The 23,037-nt window shown below is 42.4% G+C and carries 22 protein-coding genes; 17 read left to right on the top strand and 5 right to left on the bottom strand.

Translation table 11 applies throughout. From position 1 onward, the window contains the following. The first annotated feature begins 334 nt into the window (after positions 1-334). From M3N64_RS11970 to M3N64_RS11945, 6 genes are all read left to right on the top strand, one after another. Entirely contained in the window at positions 335-1,516 is a 1,182-nt protein-coding gene (locus M3N64_RS11970; protein ID WP_249102572.1) for a branched-chain amino acid ABC transporter substrate-binding protein, read from the top strand. Positions 1,517-1,698: 182 nt separating this feature from the next. After that, a complete protein-coding gene (locus M3N64_RS11965; protein WP_249102570.1) occupies positions 1,699-2,691 on the top strand; it encodes a branched-chain amino acid ABC transporter permease in 993 nt (330 codons plus the stop codon). Further along, complete coding sequence (locus tag M3N64_RS11960; RefSeq protein WP_249102569.1) at positions 2,692-3,978, top strand: branched-chain amino acid ABC transporter permease; 1,287 nt, start codon at positions 2,692-2,694, stop codon at positions 3,976-3,978. Then, the gene (locus tag M3N64_RS11955) at positions 3,975-4,751 is read left to right on the top strand and encodes an ABC transporter ATP-binding protein (RefSeq protein WP_249102568.1); all 777 of its coding nucleotides are present in this window, start codon (positions 3,975-3,977) and stop codon (positions 4,749-4,751) included. Before M3N64_RS11960 ends, M3N64_RS11955 begins: the two co-directional genes overlap by 4 nt. Continuing rightward, complete coding sequence (locus tag M3N64_RS11950; RefSeq protein WP_249102566.1) at positions 4,744-5,469, top strand: ABC transporter ATP-binding protein; 726 nt, start codon at positions 4,744-4,746, stop codon at positions 5,467-5,469. Before M3N64_RS11955 ends, M3N64_RS11950 begins: the two co-directional genes overlap by 8 nt. A gap of 448 nt (positions 5,470-5,917) precedes the next feature. Continuing rightward, positions 5,918-7,192 carry a condensation domain-containing protein gene (locus tag M3N64_RS11945; protein WP_249102563.1) on the top strand — a complete coding sequence of 425 codons (1,275 nt, stop codon included), beginning with the start codon at positions 5,918-5,920 and terminating at the stop codon, positions 7,190-7,192. A 109-nt stretch (positions 7,193-7,301) separates the two neighbouring features. Here M3N64_RS11945 and M3N64_RS11940 read toward each other — a convergent pair whose 3' ends face one another. Next, on the bottom strand, positions 7,302-8,639 hold the full coding sequence (locus M3N64_RS11940) for an MATE family efflux transporter (protein WP_283163439.1): 1,338 nt from the start codon (positions 8,637-8,639) through the stop codon (positions 7,302-7,304). Positions 8,640-8,654: 15 nt separating this feature from the next. Continuing rightward, positions 8,655-9,374, bottom strand: coding sequence for a 2,3-diphosphoglycerate-dependent phosphoglycerate mutase (gene gpmA / locus M3N64_RS11935; protein ID WP_249102560.1), 720 nt, complete (start codon positions 9,372-9,374; stop codon positions 8,655-8,657). A gap of 313 nt (positions 9,375-9,687) precedes the next feature. On the opposite strand from gpmA, the gene M3N64_RS11930 reads away from it, so the two are divergent. From M3N64_RS11930 to M3N64_RS11915, 4 genes are all read left to right on the top strand, one after another. After that, positions 9,688-10,188: an Lrp/AsnC family transcriptional regulator gene (locus M3N64_RS11930; protein ID WP_249102592.1), complete on the top strand. Its 501-nt coding sequence runs from the start codon at positions 9,688-9,690 to the stop codon at positions 10,186-10,188. After that, positions 10,188-11,354 (top strand): aminotransferase, encoded by a 1,167-nt coding sequence (locus tag M3N64_RS11925; protein WP_249102550.1) that lies wholly within the window; start codon positions 10,188-10,190, stop codon positions 11,352-11,354. Before M3N64_RS11930 ends, M3N64_RS11925 begins: the two co-directional genes overlap by 1 nt. Before the next feature lie 204 nt (positions 11,355-11,558). Beyond that, on the top strand, positions 11,559-13,442 hold the full coding sequence (htpG, locus tag M3N64_RS11920; protein WP_249102548.1) for a molecular chaperone HtpG: 1,884 nt from the start codon (positions 11,559-11,561) through the stop codon (positions 13,440-13,442). Between the two features lie 251 nt (positions 13,443-13,693). Beyond that, complete coding sequence (locus tag M3N64_RS11915) at positions 13,694-14,293, top strand: GNAT family N-acetyltransferase (protein ID WP_249102540.1); 600 nt, start codon at positions 13,694-13,696, stop codon at positions 14,291-14,293. 48 nt (positions 14,294-14,341) lie between these two features. Here M3N64_RS11915 and M3N64_RS11910 read toward each other — a convergent pair whose 3' ends face one another. Then, complete coding sequence (locus M3N64_RS11910; RefSeq protein WP_249102534.1) at positions 14,342-15,232, bottom strand: SDR family oxidoreductase; 891 nt, start codon at positions 15,230-15,232, stop codon at positions 14,342-14,344. A gap of 139 nt (positions 15,233-15,371) precedes the next feature. On the opposite strand from M3N64_RS11910, the gene M3N64_RS11905 reads away from it, so the two are divergent. The 3 genes from M3N64_RS11905 (at position 15,372) to M3N64_RS11895 (ending at position 17,559) form a co-directional block, all read left to right on the top strand. Continuing rightward, positions 15,372-15,674, top strand: a complete 303-nt coding sequence (locus tag M3N64_RS11905) for a hypothetical protein (RefSeq protein ID WP_249102532.1) — start codon at positions 15,372-15,374, stop codon at positions 15,672-15,674. A 256-nt stretch (positions 15,675-15,930) separates the two neighbouring features. After that, positions 15,931-16,914 (top strand): YeiH family protein, encoded by a 984-nt coding sequence (locus M3N64_RS11900; RefSeq protein WP_249102530.1) that lies wholly within the window; start codon positions 15,931-15,933, stop codon positions 16,912-16,914. 114 nt (positions 16,915-17,028) lie between these two features. After that, positions 17,029-17,559: a MerR family transcriptional regulator gene (locus M3N64_RS11895; protein WP_249102528.1), complete on the top strand. Its 531-nt coding sequence runs from the start codon at positions 17,029-17,031 to the stop codon at positions 17,557-17,559. A 276-nt stretch (positions 17,560-17,835) separates the two neighbouring features. Here the strand turns inward: M3N64_RS11895 and M3N64_RS11890 are convergent, their stop codons facing one another. Then, on the bottom strand, positions 17,836-18,117 hold the full coding sequence (locus M3N64_RS11890) for a GNAT family N-acetyltransferase (protein WP_249102526.1): 282 nt from the start codon (positions 18,115-18,117) through the stop codon (positions 17,836-17,838). Positions 18,118-18,357: 240 nt separating this feature from the next. On the opposite strand from M3N64_RS11890, the gene M3N64_RS11885 reads away from it, so the two are divergent. Both M3N64_RS11885 and M3N64_RS11880 read left to right on the top strand, forming a co-directional pair. Continuing rightward, positions 18,358-18,693, top strand: coding sequence for a hypothetical protein (locus M3N64_RS11885; RefSeq protein ID WP_249102525.1), 336 nt, complete (start codon positions 18,358-18,360; stop codon positions 18,691-18,693). Positions 18,694-18,956: 263 nt separating this feature from the next. Beyond that, the gene (locus M3N64_RS11880; RefSeq protein WP_249102522.1) at positions 18,957-20,501 is read left to right on the top strand and encodes an amidase family protein; all 1,545 of its coding nucleotides are present in this window, start codon (positions 18,957-18,959) and stop codon (positions 20,499-20,501) included. A 278-nt stretch (positions 20,502-20,779) separates the two neighbouring features. On the opposite strand, the gene M3N64_RS11875 is transcribed toward M3N64_RS11880, so the two are convergent. After that, on the bottom strand, positions 20,780-21,688 hold the full coding sequence (locus M3N64_RS11875; RefSeq protein ID WP_249102516.1) for a YitT family protein: 909 nt from the start codon (positions 21,686-21,688) through the stop codon (positions 20,780-20,782). A gap of 262 nt (positions 21,689-21,950) precedes the next feature. On the opposite strand from M3N64_RS11875, the gene M3N64_RS11870 reads away from it, so the two are divergent. Both M3N64_RS11870 and dapB read left to right on the top strand, forming a co-directional pair. Continuing rightward, complete coding sequence (locus M3N64_RS11870) at positions 21,951-22,235, top strand: nucleotide pyrophosphohydrolase (protein ID WP_249102591.1); 285 nt, start codon at positions 21,951-21,953, stop codon at positions 22,233-22,235. Positions 22,236-22,248: 13 nt separating this feature from the next. Beyond that, a complete protein-coding gene (gene dapB, locus M3N64_RS11865; protein ID WP_249102513.1) occupies positions 22,249-23,034 on the top strand; it encodes a 4-hydroxy-tetrahydrodipicolinate reductase in 786 nt (261 codons plus the stop codon). Positions 23,035-23,037 lie beyond the last annotated feature (3 nt).

The raw sequence follows: 23,037 nt of genomic DNA, 5'->3' as shown, positions 1-23,037 counted from the left end.
ATTATGGTATCATTTTTTAACGGATTTTACGAATTCAGACATTAAATTCGAACATTTACATTTATCCAAATAATATTATTTTTATTAATATAATGAAAACGTTTTTATGTGCGGTATTAAGGGATTTTTTTACGATCAGGAGAGGAACTCACAATAAATTTAATGTCAGAATATCTGACATAGACAATGACTATATTATTATAATTAATTATTATGTTTCTAAAGAGCCGCATTAAAAATAGAGAAATAATACAGCCTTATTGCGGGGGTGAGTCCTACATAATATTATCTGATTTTTTTGAGTTGTTCCGTTTTTACAAAAAGGAGGGTTAAAATGAAATTAAAGAAAATGGTTCCTTTAGCAGCAGCTGTCATAATTGTGCTTGGGTTAATCAGTGGCTGTGCCTCAAATTCTGGGAGCTCAGGCGGTAAAGAAGTTATTGAAATTGGCAGCCAGTCTCCATTGTCCGGGTCCAGCGCAACGCTAGGCGATGCAATCCGTCTTGGTGCCCAACTGGCGATCGAAGATCAGAAGGCAGCTTTTGAAAAAAAAGGATTTACGATTAAACTCAAAGATCTTGATGATCAAGGGGATCCCAAAAAAGGCGTTGCAAATGCACAGATTCTTGCTTCGGATAAAAATGTTCTGGCATTAGTTGGTCACTTGAATTCCGGCGTTGCAATTCCATCATCCGAAGTTTATGAAAAGAATAATCTTGCAATGGTATCTCCGGCAACGACCGCAACTGTAGTGACCGACAGAGGTTTGAAATCGGTAAACCGTATTTGTGCACGTGACGACTTTCAGGGACCGGCAGGTGCGAACTTTGCTGTTAAAACACTGAAAGCAAAAAAGATTTTTGTCATCCAGGATAAAACAGCTTATGGTTCAGGACTTGCCGAACAGTTCAGAGATCAGGCGAAAAAGCTTGGTGCAGAAATTGTTGGTTATGAAGGCATTACGGTTGGTGAAAAAGACTTCAGCGGAGTATTAAGCCAGGCAGTTGCCAAAAAACCGGACCTCATTTATTTTGGCGGTGTTTATGCGGAAGGCGGCCTGATTATCAAGCAGGCCCGTCAAAAAGGATTTAATGGCCCGATCATGGGTGGTGACGGACTCGATTCGTCTTCAACCGTGCAAATTGCAGGTGATGCAGTTAAAGGTGTCTATCTGACCTCTGTTGCAGGGGATGTTACGAAAACGGAAAAAGGTCAGGAATTTGCTAAGAAGTACAAAGACAAATTCGGCAAGAATGTTGAATCTTATTCAGCGTATGGCTATGACAGTGCTGCCGTAATTCTTAAAGGACTTATGAATGCAATCAATGACAATGATGGTAAAAAGCCATCGCGTGAACAAGTGGAAAAAGCGATTCGTGCAGTCAAAGATTATGACGGTGTGACAACGAAAGTAAGCTTTAATGATAAAGGCGACAATACTTATGCTAAAGTTTATATCTACAACTTCGAACAAGCTAAATATCCGCCGGTTCAAAAAGCAGAAATCAGCCAATAATAGTGATCGATGACAGCATTGATACAGCATTGAACATCGATAAATAACTTGTTATGTACTAAAAGGGTATGGATGAACAAGCTGTACCCTTTTAAGTTTTTTCTTAAGAAAATCAATCACATATAGAGGGACTCTCTTCAAAAATACATCCATTTATAATCTGTTTGGAAAGTGGTGAGATAATGCTTGCACATATCATTCAGAATCTTCCCCAGGTACTGATTGACGGTCTGACACTCGGAGTCGTTTATGCCGTGGTCGCGATCGGGTACACAATGGTATACGGGATTCTTGAATTGATTAACTTTGCTCATGGCGATGTGTTTATGACCGGATCCTTCATCGGAGCAACTGTTCTCTTCCTTTTTATGGGTATGGGCTTTTTAACAGCTTTACCGGCATTGATTGTGTTTCTTATTGTTATTATCATTGCAGGTATTGCGACCGGACTATTGGGCGTAGGAATCGAACGGGTCGCTTATCGGCCACTGCGACGAAAAAACGCTCCGAAATTGATCGCACTGATCACGTCGATCGGCATTTCCTTTGTCCTTGAAGATTCAGTGCGCTTTATCGCTGAGCTGAAAACGGGAAATTATATAGTAACTGCACCTTCGATTTTTAATCATCGGTTTACCTTGAGTGCACATGATTGGTTTCCGTTTTTTAATAATGCGACTTTTCAGGGATCGTTTATTCTTGTCCTTGCCGTGACTGTAGTCATGCTTGTCTCTTTGGATCTATTTGTCAATAAAACGAAGTGGGGTATGGCAATGCGTGCGGTCGCTCAAGACCGTGACACGGCTTCCTTAATGACGATTAATGTTAATCGTGTTATTTCCGTCACTTTTTTCATTGGTTCGGCACTTGGCGGAGCTACAGGCGTCCTGTTTATGATTCAATATGGGACGATTGATCCATATATTGGATTTATTCTTGGAATCAAAGCGTTTACTGCTGCTGTTTTGGGCGGTATCGGAAATATTCGCGGCGCGATGTTCGGAGGCGTAATGCTTGGTCTCCTTGAAATGTTTGCAGCTGCAAATCTGTCCATAATTACTCATGGCGCGATGGGCGCAGAATACAAAGATGTTTTTGCCTTTATCATATTAATTCTGGTTCTGATCTTTAAACCAGAGGGATTGTTTGGCAAAGCAGTCGTAGAGAAAGTGTAGGTGACAAGTTTGGGTGCATTGTTTAACAAAATTGCCGAAAGTAAACGGAATCAAATCATCCTGTTTATCGCATACGTACTTGTGACGGGTTTGGGACTGATTCTTTTACCGGACTCAACGGTTGCGTTTTTGCTTTTGCTTTTTTCAATCCTGATCTTGTACTACATTGATTTCAATTTAAAAGCAAAGTGGATTACAGGTCTTGTCATTCTTGCGGTTATTGTTCCTTTTATTTCGAGTTTCAGCGGATCATACCAAACCTACATGGAAGTGGGCACACTGGTTGGTATTTATTGCGCGATGGCATTGGGATTGAATATCGTCGTCGGATTTGCCGGACTGCTTGATTTGGGCTTCATCGCCTTTTTCGCGGTTGGCGCGTACTCCTACGCAATCTTTGCCAGTGGCCAGGCCGCCAAATTCATGCCATTCGGACATTATCCACTGCCAGGAGGGACATTTTGGATTTTTATCCTAATTGGTGCCTTTGTCGCTGCACTATTTGGAATTATTCTTGGTGTTCCTGTTCTGCGCGTACGTGGCGATTATCTGGCCATTGTTACTTTGGGCTTTGGGGAAATTATCCGTATCTTGCTGAACAACATGGACCATCCGATCAATATTACAAATGGCTCAATGGGCATCGCTTCCATCACGCCTCCAAATTTCTTTGGCATATCGATTGGAAGTTCAAGTCAGTTCTATTATATTGCACTTTGTATTTTCCTTGTCGTTATTTATATCGTGCGTAAGCTGGAAAATTCAAAACTGGGCCGTGCCTGGAAAGCAGTGCGAGACAATGAAATCGCTGCGCAGGCGATGGGGATCCCGCTGGTAAAAACCAAGCTTGCCGCATTTGCTATCGGCGCTTCATTTTCAGGTATGATGGGTGTCGTTTTTGCAGCTAAACAAATGTTTGTTGATGCGACAAGTTTTACTTATCTTGAATCGACGATCGTATTGGTTATGGTCATCTTGGGTGGTATGGGAAGCGTCCCTGGCGTTATTCTCGGTGCCGCAGTCGTGATTATACTAAGAACGCAGGTTCTGACCAACATTTCCAATTGGTTATCCAGTTTGAGTGCTACGTATGGCATTCCGATTCCGCCGGCGTTATCCCCGGAAAAAATGCAGTTGCTTATCTTTGGGCTTTTGCTGATTATTTTTGCATTGTATCGTACGCAAGGGCTAATTCCGCATAAAAATCGGAAAGTGGATGTGGCGCGTCTTGAAAGAGAATCAGCAGAACTTGCCCATAAAGCTTCATCAGGAGGTGCCGATTCGTGAACATATTGGAAGTAAATCATCTTACCAAAAAGTTCGGAGGGCTGACGGCAACTTCAGACATCACGATGAATATTGAAAAAAACTCAATTACGGCAGTTATCGGTCCGAATGGAGCGGGAAAAACAACGTTTTTCAACATGATTACGGCGGTATATAAGCCCACTTCCGGTGATATTCTTCTGAATGGAAAATCATTGGTTGGCTTGAAACCGCATCAAGTATCACAGTTTGGAATTACACGTACGTTTCAAAATATTCGTTTGTTCAACGATATGACTGTTTTGGAAAATGTACTGGTTGGCATGCACCAAAATCTTAAATCACATTGGGTCGGGACGCTGCTTCAATTACCGCATATTCGGAGAATTGAAGAAAATGCCAAAATAGAAGCCTACGACATTTTGAAATATGTTGGTCTTGACAAATATACGAATGAGAATGCCGGGAATCTCGCATATGGTGCACAACGACGATTAGAGATCGGCCGTGCCATTGCCGCAAAACCGAAAATTCTGCTGCTTGATGAACCTGCTGCCGGAATGAATCCGAAAGAAACGGATCGACTGACCCAGTTAATCTATGATTTACGCACGAAACTGGATGTAACCATTATTCTGATCGAACACGATATGAAGCTGGTCATGAAGATTTCTGATTTTATTTATGTGCTCGATCATGGCGAACTGATTGCCTCGGGAAAACCAGAGGAGATTCGATCAAACAAACGGGTTATTGAAGCCTATCTTGGTAAGGGGGCTGTTGCCAATGACTGAAACAACGGCCAAAAATTTTCTGAAGATAAGTAAAATTGACAGTTATTATGGTCAGATTCAAGCATTAAACGGGATCGATCTGTATATTGATAAAGGGGAAATTGTGACCTTAATTGGAAGCAACGGCGCTGGCAAATCGACAACACTGAAATCGATCAGTGGTCAGGTACGTCCGAAACAGGGAACAATTAGTTTTGATGGTATAGACATTACGAAAAAACCGGCACATCAAACAGCTTTGCTGGGTATTGCTCAGGTTCCAGAAGGAAGGCGCATTTTTCCGCGGTTGACGGTACGGGAAAATCTGCAAATCGGCGCTTTTTCAGAAAAAAACAAAACTGTTGTTTCCGAAAGAATGGAAAGAGTATTCAGTTATTTCCCCCGTCTTAAGGAACGTCTCAGCCAAAAAGGCGGAACGATGAGCGGTGGGGAACAACAAATGCTTGCAATAGGCCGTGCGCTGATGATGAAGCCAAAACTGCTGATGCTTGACGAACCTTCAATGGGACTGGCTCCGATCATCGTTGAACAGATTTTTGACATCATCAAAGAGATGAACAAAGAAGGCATGACTATTTTACTCGTTGAACAAAATGCATATCAGGCACTACAGATTGCTGATCGAGGCTACGTTATCCAGACCGGCCAGATTGTACTTGATGGAAAAGGCGAAGAGTTAATGAAGAACGAACAGGTCCGTGAAGCATATCTTGCCTGACTTATTGATTAACGTATTTTCATTAGAGATTACGCCAATGGATCGTTAAATCTGCAATAAAGAGAGGGCTCGATGGTAACTTGACAAGTCGCCATTGAGCCCTCTATGTGTCATGAATCCACTTAACAAATTGACCCATGATTTTTGGACATCGCCGTTGTTTTAAAAACAACCTTTTGTTTGCTCCCTGCCCAGACTTACACGTATAATAAAAATAATATCATTTTGAAGGGGGGTACCCCTTTTGAACCGAACCCTAAACTCTGTTTTTCAGACATTGAACCGATTGTTTCGTGGCAAACAATGCGTGCTGTGTCACAGGCAGGTAAGAGGAATGAGAAAATATATCGATGATCACGGACGGATGATATACATTTGTCCTGTATGCAGCCATTATGCAGAACGAAGAGCCTTCAGAAAAGTGAACGTATAGAGAGGATGAACATGAATGATGAAACAACAAAAAACTTATCCAGCGGAAAGTGCGGATATTAAACACTTTGTCTCAGGAGAAAAGAAAAAAAATGATCATTTTTTGCATGCCGTCATTCGTTTTGATCGCATGATTGAAGAGGATTTACTGATCCAGGCCGTTCATTCAACATTGTCTGCTCTTCCCCTGCTTTCCTGTCGCTATGTTGAAGCAAATGAAGAAGCATTCTGGGAAGAGGCGGGGTGGCAAGCTCAAGACATGGTCCGTATTGTCGATACGAGATTTCCGGATACGGCCATTCAGGAGCAGTTAACCAGGAAACTGAATGAAAAAAAAGGACCACAGCTCCAAATTGCTGTGATCAGACATCAGGAGAAAGATACACTTGCCATTCTGTTAAATCATATGATTTGTGATGGAGTAGGCATTAAAGATTACTTATATTTGTTAAGCGAATGCTATTCACGACTTGCTGAAGGCCTGCCACTGCGTCATCCGTTGATTGCCAACCCCAACGCACGAAGTATTCATCAGGTTTTTGATTCAATGAGTGTTCAGCAGATGGAACAAATTAAACATGCCCGGCTGACTCGATATGATCAAAGTGCAGCAGATCATCTGCCACTGCAAGGGAACAGCAATCATCCGTTTATTCTTACTCATCAGGTCGCCGCAGAACGATTTGAGTCAATTAAAAAGTATGCAAAAAAACGGGGAGCGACGATCAATGACGCATTGTTTGCAGCATATGTATGCGCGTTGTCCGAAATTGTCCGTGCCGACCCAATTGTCCTGGACTGCCCTGTAAATCTACGTGCCTTTTTACCGGAAAACAGTCAGCCTGGATTCTGTAATCTCACTTCGAATATTACTTGTGTTGTTCCAAGCCATGTCGGCGAACGTTTTGATGAGGCCCTTTACAGTGTAAAAAAAGTAATGGATGCTGAAAAAGAAAGCCTTGAGCCTCTCCGGGTGTACTGGGACTTGGAGGAAGCATATCGGACGCACAGTCTCCAGGATGCGAAAAAGCTATTTCCAACAATTTACAGTATTCCAGTGAACGGTATGACCAATATCGGAATTATCAACGATAAGGCGCTTCAATTCCATGGACTTGAAGTATTAGACGCATATATTTCCGGTTCAATTAAATATGCACCATTTTTCCAGGTCGCCGTAACCACGTATAAGAAACAAATGACTTTTTGTACGAATTTTCATGGAACCGAGGAGGATCATCAATTTCTTGATGATTTTGTCAATAAAATAATTGGCTTCCTGCCTAAATAATTTTCCCGGCACGTGTCAATTGGATCGTTCATTTTGACTATACGTCCTCGGTTTTCTGAATTTACCAAGGAAACAAATTGTTAACCTGACCCGGAATGGCTGCTTTATATCAGCTAAGAACCTTCCGCTTGTGACCCAACTTTCTTTGGTAGCAAAAGAAAAGAAAGACAGCCTTCACGGTCAGATCTATTCCTTGCGCGATCCAAATTCCTGATATACCCATATGTGCGCGTATTCCGAGCAAATAAATGAAAATCACGCGAATGCCCCACATGCCAATGGCAGTACTGTACAATGGTGTTTTCGTGTCACCTGCTCCTTGCAGCGCCCCTGCCAGAACCAAACCGATTGCAAGCGGCGGCATAAAGAAAGCATCGATTCTCATTGCAAGCGTAATCATCGCAGCAGTGCTTGGCTGATTTGTGAACCAGACCGCAAGAAAGGGAGTAATGAAGTAGAGCAGTATACCGCTGACCGTCATGATTGCGGCTGAAATTGCAGAAGCAAGAAGTCCAATTGTATAAGCTTCTTTATACTGGTTCGCACCTAATCTTTTTCCAACTAAAACGGTTGCGGCGACACTTAATCCCAGTCCGGGGAGATAAGCGAATGTTTCTATATTTTCAGCAATGGCATTTGCGGCGTAAATTTCAGTGCCCATGATGACAACCATCCCAAGATAAACCACTTGTCCCAGACGCATAATCAGCCGTTCACCGATTGCCGGAACAGATAAACGGATGATTGGCCAGACAAGTACTTTTTTTGTCGGTGATGCCCGCAGTGAAAAACGAATGGGAGAACGGCGGATTGCTGCATAAAGAAAGCAGACCCCGATAATTCTTGTAAACAAAGTAGCTGCGGCAGCACCGCCGACTCCGAATCCCTTAAATTGAAAAATGCCGAAAATAAGCAGATAGTCAAGAACAATATGGATAATATTCATCCAAATACTGATCACCATAGGTGCTATGGTGTTTCCAGAGGCGCGGAGAACATTGCCGAAGTGAATCATCAGAGAAATAACAAAGGATGGCACGCCGACAATGCGAAAATAAAGAGTGCCCTGGCTGAGCACCTCTCCATCGGCGCCCATCAGGCGTAGCAACTGTTCAGCAAAACACAGTGTGAAAATTCCCAAGGCAAAGCCGGCAATAAGTGAAATCCAGCTGGATTGACGGGCCGCGTCCTTTGCGTCATGATAATCGTCGGCACCGGTAAATTTGGCAATGATGGATGAAGTGCCGATTCCAATTGCCATAAAAACAGCAATATAAACAGCGAGCAGTGTATTAGCGACTCCTACGGCAGTGACTTCAGCCAGTCCCAGGCGTGAGACAAACAAGGTGTCGACAAATCCGACAATCGTTTGAAGCAGACTTTCAATCATTGCCGGTACGGCTAATGAAAGTATTTCAATGCTGTTCTTCTTAATTGTTTGATTCAAAATTGCTGACACACCTTACTGACTAAGCGACTTGCCGCCTTTTTTGGCCGTTCCGAGTTCTTTTTTTGAGACAATAGACAGTTGCGAGTCAAAATGATAAATAACCGGAATGCCGGTTGGCACATCAACATTTACAATATCATCGTCAGAAATGTTTTCAAGATATTTAACGAGTGCGCGAAGCGTGTTACGGTGGCTGACCAACAGAACATTGTTACCTGCAAGAAGGCGCGGTGCGATTTCATCAGTCCAGCACGGCAATACGCGATCAAGTGTCGTTTTCAGGCTTTCTCCTGCCGGAAGTATACGCTGATCCATGGATTGATAGCGTCGATCATGACTCGGATGTCTGGGGTCGGAAGGATCAAGCAGCGGCGGCAGTGCATCATAGCTTTTTCTCCACCTGCTCACACGTTCTTCTCCTTGTTCTTTGGCGGTTTCTGCTTTATTGAGACGCTGCAGGGCCCCGTAGCTTCGTTCATTCAGTCGCCATGTTTTATGTACAGGAACCCATTCTTGATCCATTTCTTCCAATATGTAGTTTAACGATCTTATTGATCTCTTTAAGACGGACGTGAATGCATAATCAAAAATCATTTTCTGCTGAGCAAGCTGCTTTCCAGCTTCTTTTGCTTCTTGTATACCTTTTGCTGTGAGCGAAATATCTTCCCAGCCAGAGAACAGATTCAACTCATTGTAGGCACTTTCACCGTGGCGTACAATCACCAGCTTCATGATGAACCCTCCCGTTTTTGCAAGAAATATTGACGGACATTTTCATACTTGTTAGTATACTGTATAAAAAAATTTTTTCCAATTGGCCGCGAAAGGTCTGAATCAGGTATATCATTTATTAAACGCTTTCAATTTAAATTAAACGTTGTTTTTCTCCATTGTAAACTTACTGAAATACAGACGGAAGTTCGTTTTCATACGAATCGAAAAAATGACAGTAAAGTTTAACAATGCCTAATAAAAAGTGGTTAGAGACATCTGGACGTTATATAATTAAATGAAGATAAGAGCAGCTCAGAGAGGAATGATGAAGGTGAAATTGACCGCAACGGAGATTGAAGTCGCTGAAATTCTTGAAAAAGATGCGCGGCTCAGCGATGACGACCTCGCAAAAATGGTGAACATCAGTACAGATCAAGTTCGGCAAATTGTTAAAAAACTTGAAGAAGATAAAGTAATTGTTCGCTATGAATCACTTGTCGATTGGACGAAGGTTGACGGCCATCAGGGCGTTACGGCAATGATCGATGTTAAAGTAACTCCAAAGCGTGATGTCGGATTTAATGATGTCGCCGAGCGTATTTATCGTTATAAAGAAGTTAAATCAGTATATCTGATGTCTGGAACATACGATCTGTCAGTGCAGGTGGAAGGACAGTCGGTTAATGATGTTGCCCACTTTGTCAGTCAGAAGTTGTCGACGATTGAAGGCGTTATTTCAACGACCACGCACTTTGTCTTAAAAAAATATAAACATGACGGAACAATCTATGACTCAGACGATCAGGACCGTCGAATTGTGGTGTCACCGTGATGGCGATTAAAACGTCTTACCTGGCAAAACACGTACGTACATTAAAGCCTTCCGGAATACGTAAATTTTTTGATGCGACTGCAGGAATGACGGACGTCATTTCGCTTGGCGTCGGTGAACCGGATTTCGTCACGCCGTGGAATGTTCGCGAGGCAGCCATTTTATCATTGGAAGAAGGATTTACTTCCTATACGGCAAACGCCGGACTGCCTGAACTGCGCGAAGCTATTGCCCGTTATGTTGATGACTATTACTGTGTCTCTTATGATCCGGAAAGTGAGATCACGGTCACAGTCGGTGCGAGTGAGGCCATAGACATTGCACTTCGGGCAGTTCTCGACCCCGGGGATGAGGTTCTTGTTGTTGAGCCGTGTTTCGTTTCTTATGCACCGCTTGTATCGCTTGCTGGCGGAGTTCCGGTCAGCGTAAAAGCAAAAAGGGAACACGATTTTAAGGTGCAGGCCAGGCAGCTTGAAGCTGCTGTAACCGGACGTACAAAAGCGATGATGATTTGTTCACCGAATAATCCAACCGGCTCAATGCTCAGCAGAGCGGAAATGGAACAAATTGCCGCAGTTGCAAAAAAGCATCATTTGTTGATCATTTCTGATGAAATTTATGCAGAACTTGTTTATGATGATCTCTACACAAGTTTCGCTGCACTGAATGGAATGAAGGAACAGACGATTTTAATCAGCGGATTTTCAAAGGATCTGGCGATGACCGGCTGGCGTCTTGGCTTTGTCTGTGCACCACGTGAACTCTCTCAGGGAATGCTGAAAATCCATCAATATGCAATTATGTGTGCCTCGACCATGGCTCAGCATGCAGGACTGGAAGGATTGAGACATGGGCGTTCAGATATGGCAGATATGCGAAAAAGCTATCGTCAGCGGCGCAATTTTATTGTTCAATCGCTGAATGACATGGGATTGCCTTGTTATAAGCCTGAGGGCGCATTTTATACATTCCCGAATATAGAAGCAACCGGACTGGATTCCGAGACTTTTGCAACGCGTCTTCTGCATGCGGAACGTGTGGTTGTTGTTCCCGGAAATGCGTTTGGAAGCAGCGGTGAAGGCTTCGTCCGCTGTTCCTATGCAACCTCAATGAGCCAGCTTCAGGAAGCCATGAAACGGATGCGCCACTTTATGAAGAATCTTTGAATGAATGCTTTTCTCCGGCAGATGATCGAAGGCGGTTTTGTTTAACGATTGCAAAGCCTTTCGACAGAAACGTCTTCCCTTTAAGAAGTTGACAAAGAAGGCTCTGTGAGCTATAAAAAGAGTATTAGCACTCATCGTTCATGAGTGCTAATCACTGCGTGAATTTAGTTTAATTATGGAGAAGCGCGAGAAAGGGGATTACTGATGGCCACGAAAGAATTTAAGACAGAATCAAAAAAATTGTTGGATATGATGATCCACTCCATCTATTCGCAAAAGGAAATCTTTTTAAGAGAAATCATTTCAAACGCCAGTGATGCGATTGACAAAATCTATTATCGCGCACTGACTGATGACAAACTGAATTTTGACAAAGACAATTATTACATTCAAATTACACCAAATAAAGACAACAGGACTTTGACGGTTGCCGATACTGGCATTGGCATGACCGAGGAAGAATTGGAAGAAAATCTGGGAACCATTGCGCAGAGCGGTTCATTAAAATTTAAAACGGAAAATGATTCAAAAGATGATCATGATATTATTGGCCAATTCGGTGTCGGTTTCTATTCTTCTTTTATGGTTGCAGACAAAGTAACCGTCATCAGTAAGGCGCTGGGCAGTAATCAGGCATATAAATGGGAATCCGAAGGCGCCGATGGTTATACGATTACACCGGCTGAGAAAGATTCTGTCGGTACAGAAATTATTCTCACGCTAAAAGAAGATACTGATGATGAAAAATACAGTGAATATCTCGAAGAATACCGATTGCGCCAGATCATCAAAAAATATTCGGACTTCATTCGTTATCCCATTAAAATGGAGGTAACTGAAAGCCGTCCGAAAAAAGAGAACGAAAAAGAATTTGAAGAAATTAAGGAAGTTCAGACGATCAACAGCATGGTGCCAATCTGGCGTAAAAACAAATCAGAGTTAAAGCAAGAGGACTATGATAATTTTTATATGGAGAAACACTATGGCTATGACAAGCCGCTCAGACACATTAACATCCAGGCAGATGGTATGGTTCGCTACCATGCAATCTTGTATATCCCGGAAAGCATTCCGTTTGATTATTATTCTAAAGAATATGAAAAGGGCTTGGAACTTTATTCAAATGGCGTCATGATTATGGAAAAGTGCGCCGATCTGCTTCCGGACTATTTCAGCTTCGTCAAGGGCTTGGTCGATTCTGAAGACCTGTCGTTGAACATTTCACGTGAAATTCTGCAGCAGGACAAGCAATTGAAACTGATTGCAAAAAATATTAATCACAAAATAAAAAAAGAGCTTGAGAAGTTGCTGAAAGAAGACCGGAGCCAGTATGAGACTTTTTATAAGGCGTTCGGCCGTCAATTGAAATATGGCGTTTATATGGACTTCGGCCAGCACAAGGAAGACCTGCAGGATCTGCTTATGTTTTATTCATCAAAAGAAAAGAAAATGGTTACGTTGAACGAATACGTATCGCGAATGCCTGAAGATCAAAAATATATTTACTATGCGGTCGGTGAATCCAATGAAAAAATAGATAAATTGCCGCAGACAGAATTAGTTGCTGACAAAGGCTATGAAATTCTCTACTTTACCGAAGATATCGATGAATTCGCTGTCAAAATGCTGATTAAGTATAAAGAAAAAGAGTTCAAATCTGTATCAAGCAGCGACCTTGGCATTGAAGATGAACAGGACAAGAAGAAAGATGAGGCTGAAGAAAAAGCCAACAAGAACCTTTTTGATAAAATGAAAGAGGTCCTGTCGGATAAAGTGAAGGGTGTCCGCGCTTCAAAACGATTAAAATCTTATCCGGTTTGCTTTGCGACGGAAGGCGAAGTCTCAATTGAAATGGAAAAGGTGCTTAACCAAATGCCGAACAATGAAAACGTCAAAGCAGACAAGATTCTAGAAATCAACACGAGCCACAGTGTATTCAAGGCGTTAAAGGTTGCGTTTGATCTTAATGACCAACCTAAGGTTGAGCGCTATACGAATTTGCTGTATAATCAGGCGTTGCTCATCGAAGGACTGCCAATTCAGGATCCGGTTGCTTTCTCAAACAGCATTTGTGAATTAATGAATTAACCATCTCGGTTAAAAAACTGCTTCCCCTCACATAGGAAAGCAGTTTTTTTACACACGGATTTGAATGAATCTGAATTATTCAGGCAATGCACTTATTGCATCTTCAAGGTCGTTCAGTTTTCCGCACGAACAGAAATAATATATCTTTTTTCTGCTATCCACCAGAAAACTTATGGCTTCCTGTTTGAGGACGCATAGAATAGGGGAGCATCCTGGAGCAGTAATCCATTTAAGATAGGGCGGGTGTCGTCATGCTTGTTTATGAAAATAAATCAAAAAAGATAAAGGCTTTTGCGTTGGATCGCGAACATTGGCATGACTTTTCCATTCTTTTTGGTGAACGAGGCGCTTGTGGCGGATGTTGGTGTATGAACTGGCGATTAAAAAAGTCCGATTTTGAGGTTCAGAAGGGAAAAGAAAATCAACTGGCAATGCGCCGGCTGGTTGAGAGCGGTGAACCGGTTGGCATACTGTTGTATGTCGATGGAAGCCCAGTCGGTTGGTGCGCGGTTGCTCCCCGGAAGCAGCTTATCCGTTTAACGTATTCACGTGTCTTTAAACAGCTTGACGATCTTCCGGTATGGTCAATCACTTGTTTTTTCATTGCCAAAACTCACCGAAGAATGGGATTATCGGCTGAATTGATTCAAGCGGCAGTTCGATACGGCATGCTTCAGGGTGCCCCAATTATTGAAGCATATCCGGAATATCCATATGATTCGAATGTACCGGATGCTTTTCTATGGAAAGGAGTACCCAGCGTTTTTCGGAGAGCGGGTTTTACCGAAACAGTTCGTCATTCGAAATGGAAACTGATGATGCGCTACATCGTTGATGAAACTTCGATTTAAGTTCAATAAAAGAAAGCAGTTTTCCAAATCAAACGGAAAACTGCTTTTTTAGGCGATCGGCATTCCGCCGGTCACACCGTAGATCTGTCCAGTAATATAGCTGGCTTCGTCAGAAGCTAGCAGAACATAAACGGGAGCAATCTCTGCCGGCTGTCCTGCCCGTTTATAAGGCGAGGATTGTCCAAATTTGGGAATGTTTTTCTGTAGTTGTCCGCCGCAAATCTGAAGTGGTGTCCAAATCGGTCCGGGCGCAACTGAATTCACGCGAATTCCTTTTGCAATTAATTCCTTCGCCAATCCTTTTGTGAAGGCAACGATCGCACTTTTTGTTGGCGCATAACTAAGCAGCTCAGGATTCGGGCTATACGCTTCAATGGAACTGGTCGTAATGATTGATGCACCTTCTTTCAGATGCGGAAGCGCCGCCTGAATAATCCAGTAGAGTGAAAACACATTGGTTTCAAAGGTTTTGCGCAGGATGTCTGTTTGTATGTCGGCGATACTTTTGTATGCTTGCTGCATGCCTGCCACAAGTACCAACGTGTCGAGTCCTTCCAACTGATTGAAGGCTTGCTCTACTAATTGTTTACAGAAATTCTCGTCGGTTACATCACCGGGAATCAATACGGCCTTTCTTTCGGATTGTTCGATCAACTGTTTTACATCTTCGGCATCCGATTGCTCATAGGGCAAATAATTAATTGCGACATCGGCACCTTCACGGGCGAAGGCAATTGCTGCGGCACGGGCAATGCCAGAGTCGCCTCCCGTTATGAGCACTTTTTTCCCCTGAAGTTTCCCTGATCCGTGGTACGTTTTCTCACCGCAATTCGGAATCGGAGTCATCCGTGACTGTAATCCCGGCCTTGGCTGCTCCTGTTTCGGATAAGTGCCGGATGTGTATGTTTTGGTTGGATCTTCCGTAACTGCTTGAACCATATAAACTCCTCCTCGTATCCTAAATTTTTCATTATATAGCATGTCTCAAATTCATAAGTTTTATTTCCGTGACCGCATGGGGTAATTTCATCGTGAATAAAATGAAAACAAGCAGATAAACATGTGGAGGTGAACAAGTGTGTTCAAAAAACGGGATAATTCTATACGTGTGTTCCTGAGCTTTACTTTGTGCAGTGTGTTTCTGTCGGTCATTTGCACTTTGGTCGATTATCTTTTCCGCTTTCATATAAATGGATTAAGTTTTTTATTCAGGTTTATTGCTGCAGAAATACTTTTGTTTGTCCTATATAAAACCAAATGGCAGTTCAATGGTTTTTTTAACGGAAAGAAACGTCAGCTTCTGCCAGAAAAGCTGACACGCATCATGATCATCGCCGCAGTGCTTTTCATTCTGGCAGCCCAGTTTCTCAGCCTTCAATAAAAGAGTCGATTTTTTTTGCGATGTTAAATGTCACTGCTGGCTTTCAAGTTCATTTTTTAACTAAATTGCCATAATGTTAGTTTGCGCTGCAAAAGATGGGGAGTATAATCTGTCAATGTGCGGTTTGCATTTTTTGTTTACGGATTAATTTTTATGTAAACATTTATGTACAAACCAACAGGTGCGCTCTGGGTCAAAGGTCGATACCTGTACTACACATGTGCAAAACTGTTGAGATGGAGGAGGTCGATCTGACTTGGACGCTGTAAAAAAATTATTTCCTGGTATTACATTTGCAGCAGTCGCAGCGTGTCCGGCATGGATTGCCGGGATATATTTGCCGATTATTGGCAGTCCGATTATTGGCATTCTGCTTGGTCTTATGTTTTCATATTGGAAAAGACCTGAAAGGTTAAATGCCGGAATCACATATGCGGGCAAAAAAATTCTGCAGTATTCAATTATTTTGATGGGTTTCGGGCTCAACTTATTCAACATTATCCATGCGGGCGCTCAGACGTTGATTCTCATGATATTTACACTGACTGCCACATTTCTAACTGCGTACATCGCTGGAAAGTTACTCAAGAATGAGAGCAGGACAACGGCACTTATCGGTGTTGGAACGGCCATTTGCGGTGGATCGGCTATTGCAGCAACCGCCCCGGTCATTCGTGCCAATGAAGAAGAAGTGGCGCATTCCATATCTACCATTTTTCTTTTTAATGTTATTGCTGCTTTTTTATTTCCTTTTCTTGGGCACTTATTTGCCATGAGTGATCACCAGTTTGGGCTGTGGGCTGGAACAGCAATTAACGATACATCGTCAGTTGTTGCTGCCGGCTATACATATAGTCAGGATGCAGGGAATTTTGCAGTTATTGTGAAACTGACACGTACATTAATGATTATTCCGGTCACAATCGGGCTGTCCATGATGATGGCGCACAAAGACAGGGGAGTATCCGAACATTTTTCGATTATGAAAATTTTTCCATGGTTTGTTATCTGGTTCATGATTGCTTCACTAATGAGTACGGTTATACCTCTTCCTCCAGTATTTCTGGGCACCCTGGTCGCCATAGGCAGATATATGATTGTCATGGCAATGGTATGCATTGGGATGAATACAAATATAGTCAAACTGCTTAAGAATGGAGTTCGTCCGATAATTCTTGGCATGATTTGCTGGTTATTCCTTGCTTCCGTCTCCATTTTTGTCCAATATTGGCTTTTATAATCGTAATGCGTCGTTATATTTTTGAAGAAATAAACGGCACCAAGTAGGAATTTTCCTCCTGCATGTATAAGGTATAAACAGTTATATACTTTGAGAGATCAGGAGGTTACGTCCATGCGTGCTGATGAACGTTCAATCGGCTACTTTACTAAACTCGCCTCTGAGAAAATCGGTGTCACTAAGGACAAGCTTAGACATTTAACCATGGGATTAGAGAAGCACGGCTACCGTTTCACGCGGAATAAAAGCAATCAAAGAATTTATTTCAGGGAAGATCTTGAGACAATCAGGCAACTCCTTGAAAAGATAAAAGCAGGAAAAACTATTGATAAAGCGGCTCAGGAAGTATGTGAAAACAAAAAAAAGGAACAGTTGCCAGCTTTCGGATCAGCTGACGTTGACGCATCTCAGACTGCTGAAGAAATTCATATGAAGCAGTCACAGTTTCACTTGATGATTGAAGAAGTGGCATCATCCGCGGCAAAGCATGCTGTGGATGATATGATCAATCATTTCAGTACTGAGTTTGAACGAAGAATTGAACTTAGAGATAAGCAACTAATGATGCAATTAAGAGAGACAGTCGATGAAAAAAAACGCAAAAAAAATATTGTCACCCGTTTATCCCGATTATTTGGATATTGAGTGCAAAAGGGCAGATTTGACATAGCGAATCTGCCCTTTCTGTACGATAAGAAATTTAATGATTTTGCTCCTTATCAAATTAACAAAGCCATAGCTTGGCAAGAGGTACGTAGAGCACCCTTGCAAAAGGAGGGTGGCCTGGCCCCAATCAGAATAAAAGGAGTCTTTGCTAAATAAGTGCACATCCTCTGTACATAACGCGTCATGCAATGATTCTGAAGAACTTCACCTGCGTCAATGGCGATTTTCACGCTCAAAACATGCTATAATTCTTCATCATGGTTTCTTTTTATATAGAATAGCTTGTGCTGATTCATTCCGCTGAAACCAAGCTTTTGCATAGGAGCATACGGGATCAATGGTCTTGTGTTCCTTAACCGCCAGATCGACGACGGCCTGAATTAATTGCTTTGCAATATGTTTTCCTCGATAGTGTGGATCAACATATGTGTGGTTGATGCTGAGCACAAGTGGATGCTCTTCTGTAAAAGTCACTTCACCTATTTCTTTATTGCCGTCAAGCATATAAAAACGCTGGATTCCTTGTTTTATTTCCATGATACATTCCCTCCATCTTCATCTTTGTCGACTCATGAAATAAGAGCACGTGATAGTTTTATTTCATTTAAGCACATACGAAAGCGATTTATCAAGCGATGATACGGCAAAAAACAACATTGATTATTATTCGTTCACAAAAATACACGAATGAACCGGCTGCTTTGTCCATAGCTATCTATTCAGTAGCTCATACACTATTCATGTAAGGTCATTAAACAATCAAGGAGGAATTTGTTTATGGGCTGGAATGATTTTGTATACGGTCAGAATACGGGTTGCGGCTGCAATAACTACAGTAATGACAACTCCAATCAATACAGCCGTCAATGTGATGGCAGGGATTTGCTTGAAGGTGTCTCCAAAAACGATTTTATCAAAGTTTTTTTGAAAAGTTCACGTCCTGTAAAGGGATTTTTTGCCGGTGTCTCCAAAAATGTGCTTACATTGTTTGACTGCGATAGGAACAAAGTTTCAACTACAGACATTTGTCTTGACAATGTTGTCGCAATAAAAACATTTGAACCACGCTTTGACTTCGATGACGATCACCATGACCACGAGAAATGTGACTAAATAATCAAGATTTCAACGTCAAACTCAGGACTTTCCTGAGTTTTTTTATACCTTGAAAGTATATGATTTTGACCCATATGAAAACCAATAAACCAGTGGCTTGCCGAAAAAACAAAGCGGAGGTGCGCTGGCGCCTGCGGTGCATTCCTGTTGATAGCAGTCCAAGTTACCGTACCTTCCAGTAACATTTGCATGTTTTTGCTCTAAACGTTAAGATTAAAAATAAATTTACAGCAATGATCTTGACTAACGGAGTGAAATTGATGTCCAAAAAAAAGAAATTTGCTTTTGCCGCTGCGCTTACAGGAGCTGCCGCTGCAGCTGTTACTGCAGGGATGTATCTGCGTCAGGAAGCACTGAAACGCAGACCTTTTGAAATTGAGGAAATGACCATATCACAGATGCAGAAAGCATTGAAACTTGGCCAGGTAACTTCCAAAGAACTTGTTCAAAAGTATCTGGATCGGATTGAGCAGATTGACAGGAATGGTCCGATACTCAATTCAATCATTGAACTGAATCCAAACGCTCTGCATGAAGCGGAAGCTTGCGATGTCAAGAGATCAGTCATACACGAGGTAGGGCCATTATTTGGTATTCCAATTATCATCAAGGACAATATCAATAGTGCTGGCATGCATACAACTGCGGGTTCCGTCGCCCTTCAGTTCAACCGCACTGATGAAGACGCTTTTCTGATCCGGCAATTGAAGCGTGCCGGTGCCATTATTCTCGGTAAAGCAAATCTTACCGAATTTGCTAACTTCATGACGGAAGGGATGCCGAATGGATACAGCTCACTGGGCGGGCAAGTACGCAATCCCTATGGTCAGGCATTTGATGTCGGAGGTTCCAGCAGCGGTGTGGCTTCGGCAGTTTCCGCAAGTTTGGCTGCGGCCGGTGTGGGGACCGAAACATCCGGCTCAATCATATGCCCTGCCGCTTTCAATTCACTTGTTGGAATCAAGCCGACTATTGGGCTAATCAGCCGCACCGGGATAATTCCTTTATCACACAGCCAGGATACGGCAGGACCGATAGCGCGTACGGTTAAGGATGCGGTGCTGCTGCTTAATGCGATGATAGGTATGGACGAGAATGATGAAGAAACGATTTGGAGTCAGGGAGATGTATCGAAGGACTATACAGTCTTTTTAAAACGTGGCGCATTGAAGAAAGCGCGCATTGGTGTCGATCGGCGTTATCTTGATTCGGTCAGTGATGAAAAAGTGAATCTGATCAATCATGCACTTGAATTTATGCGTGATAAAGGGGCTGTGATTGTTGATCCAGCAATTATTCCATCTGCGGATACACTTAAGAACCGAAAATCCTCCGTTATGATTTCTGAATTCAAGTACGATATGGATCGATATCTTGCAGGTTTATCAGATCAAGTGTCTGTACACAGTTTAAGTGAATTAATTGCTTACAATAAAGAACACGCAGATGAAGCACTTAAATACGGACAAACATTGCTTGAGGAAGCAGACCGGTTAAATGGAGACCTCGGTGATCGACAATATCTGGCGGACCGTGCAGAAGACTTGCGTCTTTCCCAAAAAGAAGGTCTTGATGCAGCCATTAAAACGAGAAAGCTGGATGCGCTTGTTTTTGCGGATGATCAGGGATCGGACATCGCAGCAAAAGCGGGTTATCCGTCCATCACTGTTCCTGCAGGCTACGTGTCAAACGGGGAGCCTGCAGGTATTACGTTTGTCGGTCTTTCATTCAGCGAACCAAAGCTGATTGAACTTGCCTATTCTTATGAACAGGAATCGCGGCATCGCAGAAAACCAGTGCTGTAAAGTAGACCTGGCTTTGACAATCCCCGGCGAATCCATTGGTGCACTTATACTATATTCCTTAAAAGATCCAGAAACATGATTTTTAATAAGACATTTTTAATAAAATAATAGGAAAAGACATGTCCTGTAACATACAGAGACGTGTCTTTTTGGTTTTGTTTCCATGATTGCTGGGACTAAAGGCTACATAACCTCAGTTCTGAAATGACAGGATAATCACCAATGTGGATCTGATCCCGTTTTTGCGCTCTGTCTGAGTCAATATAGTTCCCATTGCTTCACCGATTCCGGCGTCCTGAACGCGAGGTCTTGTCAACAAACTTTGTCGTCATTTCCACATCATTGTTTGCAAATCCCTCACCAAATACTTCATGAACGTCATTGACGGTCACAAAAGCATTCGGATCAATTTCATGGATCAGACTTTTTAAACGAAACACTTCGTTGCGGCTCACCACACAGTACAGCACATTCATTTCCTTCCCTGTATAACCGCCCTTTCCATCCATGAGCGTTACACTTCGATCCAGAACACTGATAATCTGTTTTGCGATGGTTTCGCTCCGTTTTGAAAAAATCATGATTGCCTTAGCCGAATAGGCACCTTTTTGGATAACATCAATCATTTTGGCACCCACAAATACACCAACCAATGTATACATCATTTGCCGGTAATCTAAATAGCACAGAGAGATAATAATGACTGCCGCATCAATGACAAGCATAGTCTGACTCATGGCCCAGCCGAATTTTTTATGCGTGATCCGTGCAACAATGTCAGAGCCGCCAGTGGTTCCACCGTAACGAAAAATGACTCCGAGACCACCACCGATAAACGCACCGGCAAACAAAGCGGCCAAGAATAAATCATGTGTTAAGGAAAAATCAAACGTAATCCAATGCTGGAAGATATAGAGAAAAAACGAGAGTGAAAAAGTTCCGATTAACGTATAGATAAATTCGTTTCGTTTGAAAAAACGCCAGCCTGCAAAAAATAATGGAATATTAAGAACGATATTACTAACGGCCGGGTCAATGGATAACAAATTATAAAGAATCAGCGTGATCCCTGTAACGCCGCCTTCAGCCAACATATTTTTCATATTGAAATTTACGAGACCGAATGCATAAATTGCAGCGCCAAGCAAAATAAATAAAATGTTTTTTGTCTGCAAGTTCCACTTCATTGTGCGTTCAACCTTTCCATTCAAATTGCATTCTCTATCATACGGTTTACTTGCTCAGACTTCAATATGTGATCACACATTGAAGAAAAAAATGAAGCGGCTCGGATGAGATCTGCTAAAATCGCGGTTGAATTTTAATGTTTACTTTAACTTAGTCATTTTTTGGCATCTTGCATTTTTTCCGTTACAATAGGAAGCGGAGACAGAGGGGGCGATTCTGTTGTCATCTAAATCTATAGAACAGTTGCAAAAAGAAGTTGATATGTATATTAACCAATTTAAAGAAGGTTATTTTACCCCACTTGCGCTGACTGCACGTTTAACGGAAGAATTGGGGGAGCTGGCAAGAGAAATTAACCACTATTATGGGGAAAAGAGGAAAAAACCAACAGAACCGGAAAAAACCGTCGAAGAAGAGTTGGGCGACCTTCTTTTTGTCGTCATTTGCATGGCAAACAGTTTACATATTGACCTGGGACAGGCAGTGGAAACTGTGCTGAATAAATTTCAAACTCGGGACAAAGATCGATGGACAAAGAAAGACTGACGGAGGGATGTAAATGAACAGTAAGGACAAGATCAGAGTAGCTGTAGCTGGTCCAAGAGGCCGAATGGGATCAGAAACTATTCATATGGTCACAAATGCGCCGGATTTGCAGCTTGTAGCGGCAATCGATCACAAACATGAAGAAATTGCGTTTCCAGACATACCTGTGTACACGGATATCGATGCGTGTTTTTCAACAGAACAGATTGATGTCCTGATTGATTTTACAAATCCACAGGCAGGAAAAATGAACTTGCAAAAAGCAATCAATTACGGGATACGCCCGGTTATCGGAACATCTGGTTTTTCAAACGATGAAGTCATCGATTATCGAAAACAAATGGAGCAAAAAAAGCTAGGTGGAATCATTGCGCCAAATTTCGCGATTGGCGCGGTGCTGGTGATGAAGTTCAGCCAGATGGCTGCAAAATATTTTCCCGATGCGGAAATTATTGAATTACACCATGATCAGAAAAAAGATGCACCATCGGGAACAGCCATTAAAACCGCTGAATTGATGGCGAAAACGCGCGGGGCAAAAAAACAGGGCGCACCGGATGAGAAAGAAACCATTCAAGGCGCACGCGGTGCGGATTTTGATGGTATGCGTATTCACAGTGTACGACTTCCTGGTCTTATTGCACACCAGGAAGTCCTGTTCGGTGGCAAAGGCGAGCTGCTGACGCTTCGCCATGATTCAATGGACCGGGCATCATTTATGCATGGTGTCCACTATGCGGTCAAAACAGCCATGAATTTAGAAACACTTGTATACGGGCTGGAAAATATACTGGACTGATTC

The organism is Sporolactobacillus mangiferae (genome assembly GCF_023336505.1).
GTDB lineage: Bacteria > Bacillota > Bacilli > Bacillales > Sporolactobacillaceae > Sporolactobacillus > Sporolactobacillus mangiferae.
This window is presented reverse-complemented; position numbering and strand designations above follow the sequence as displayed.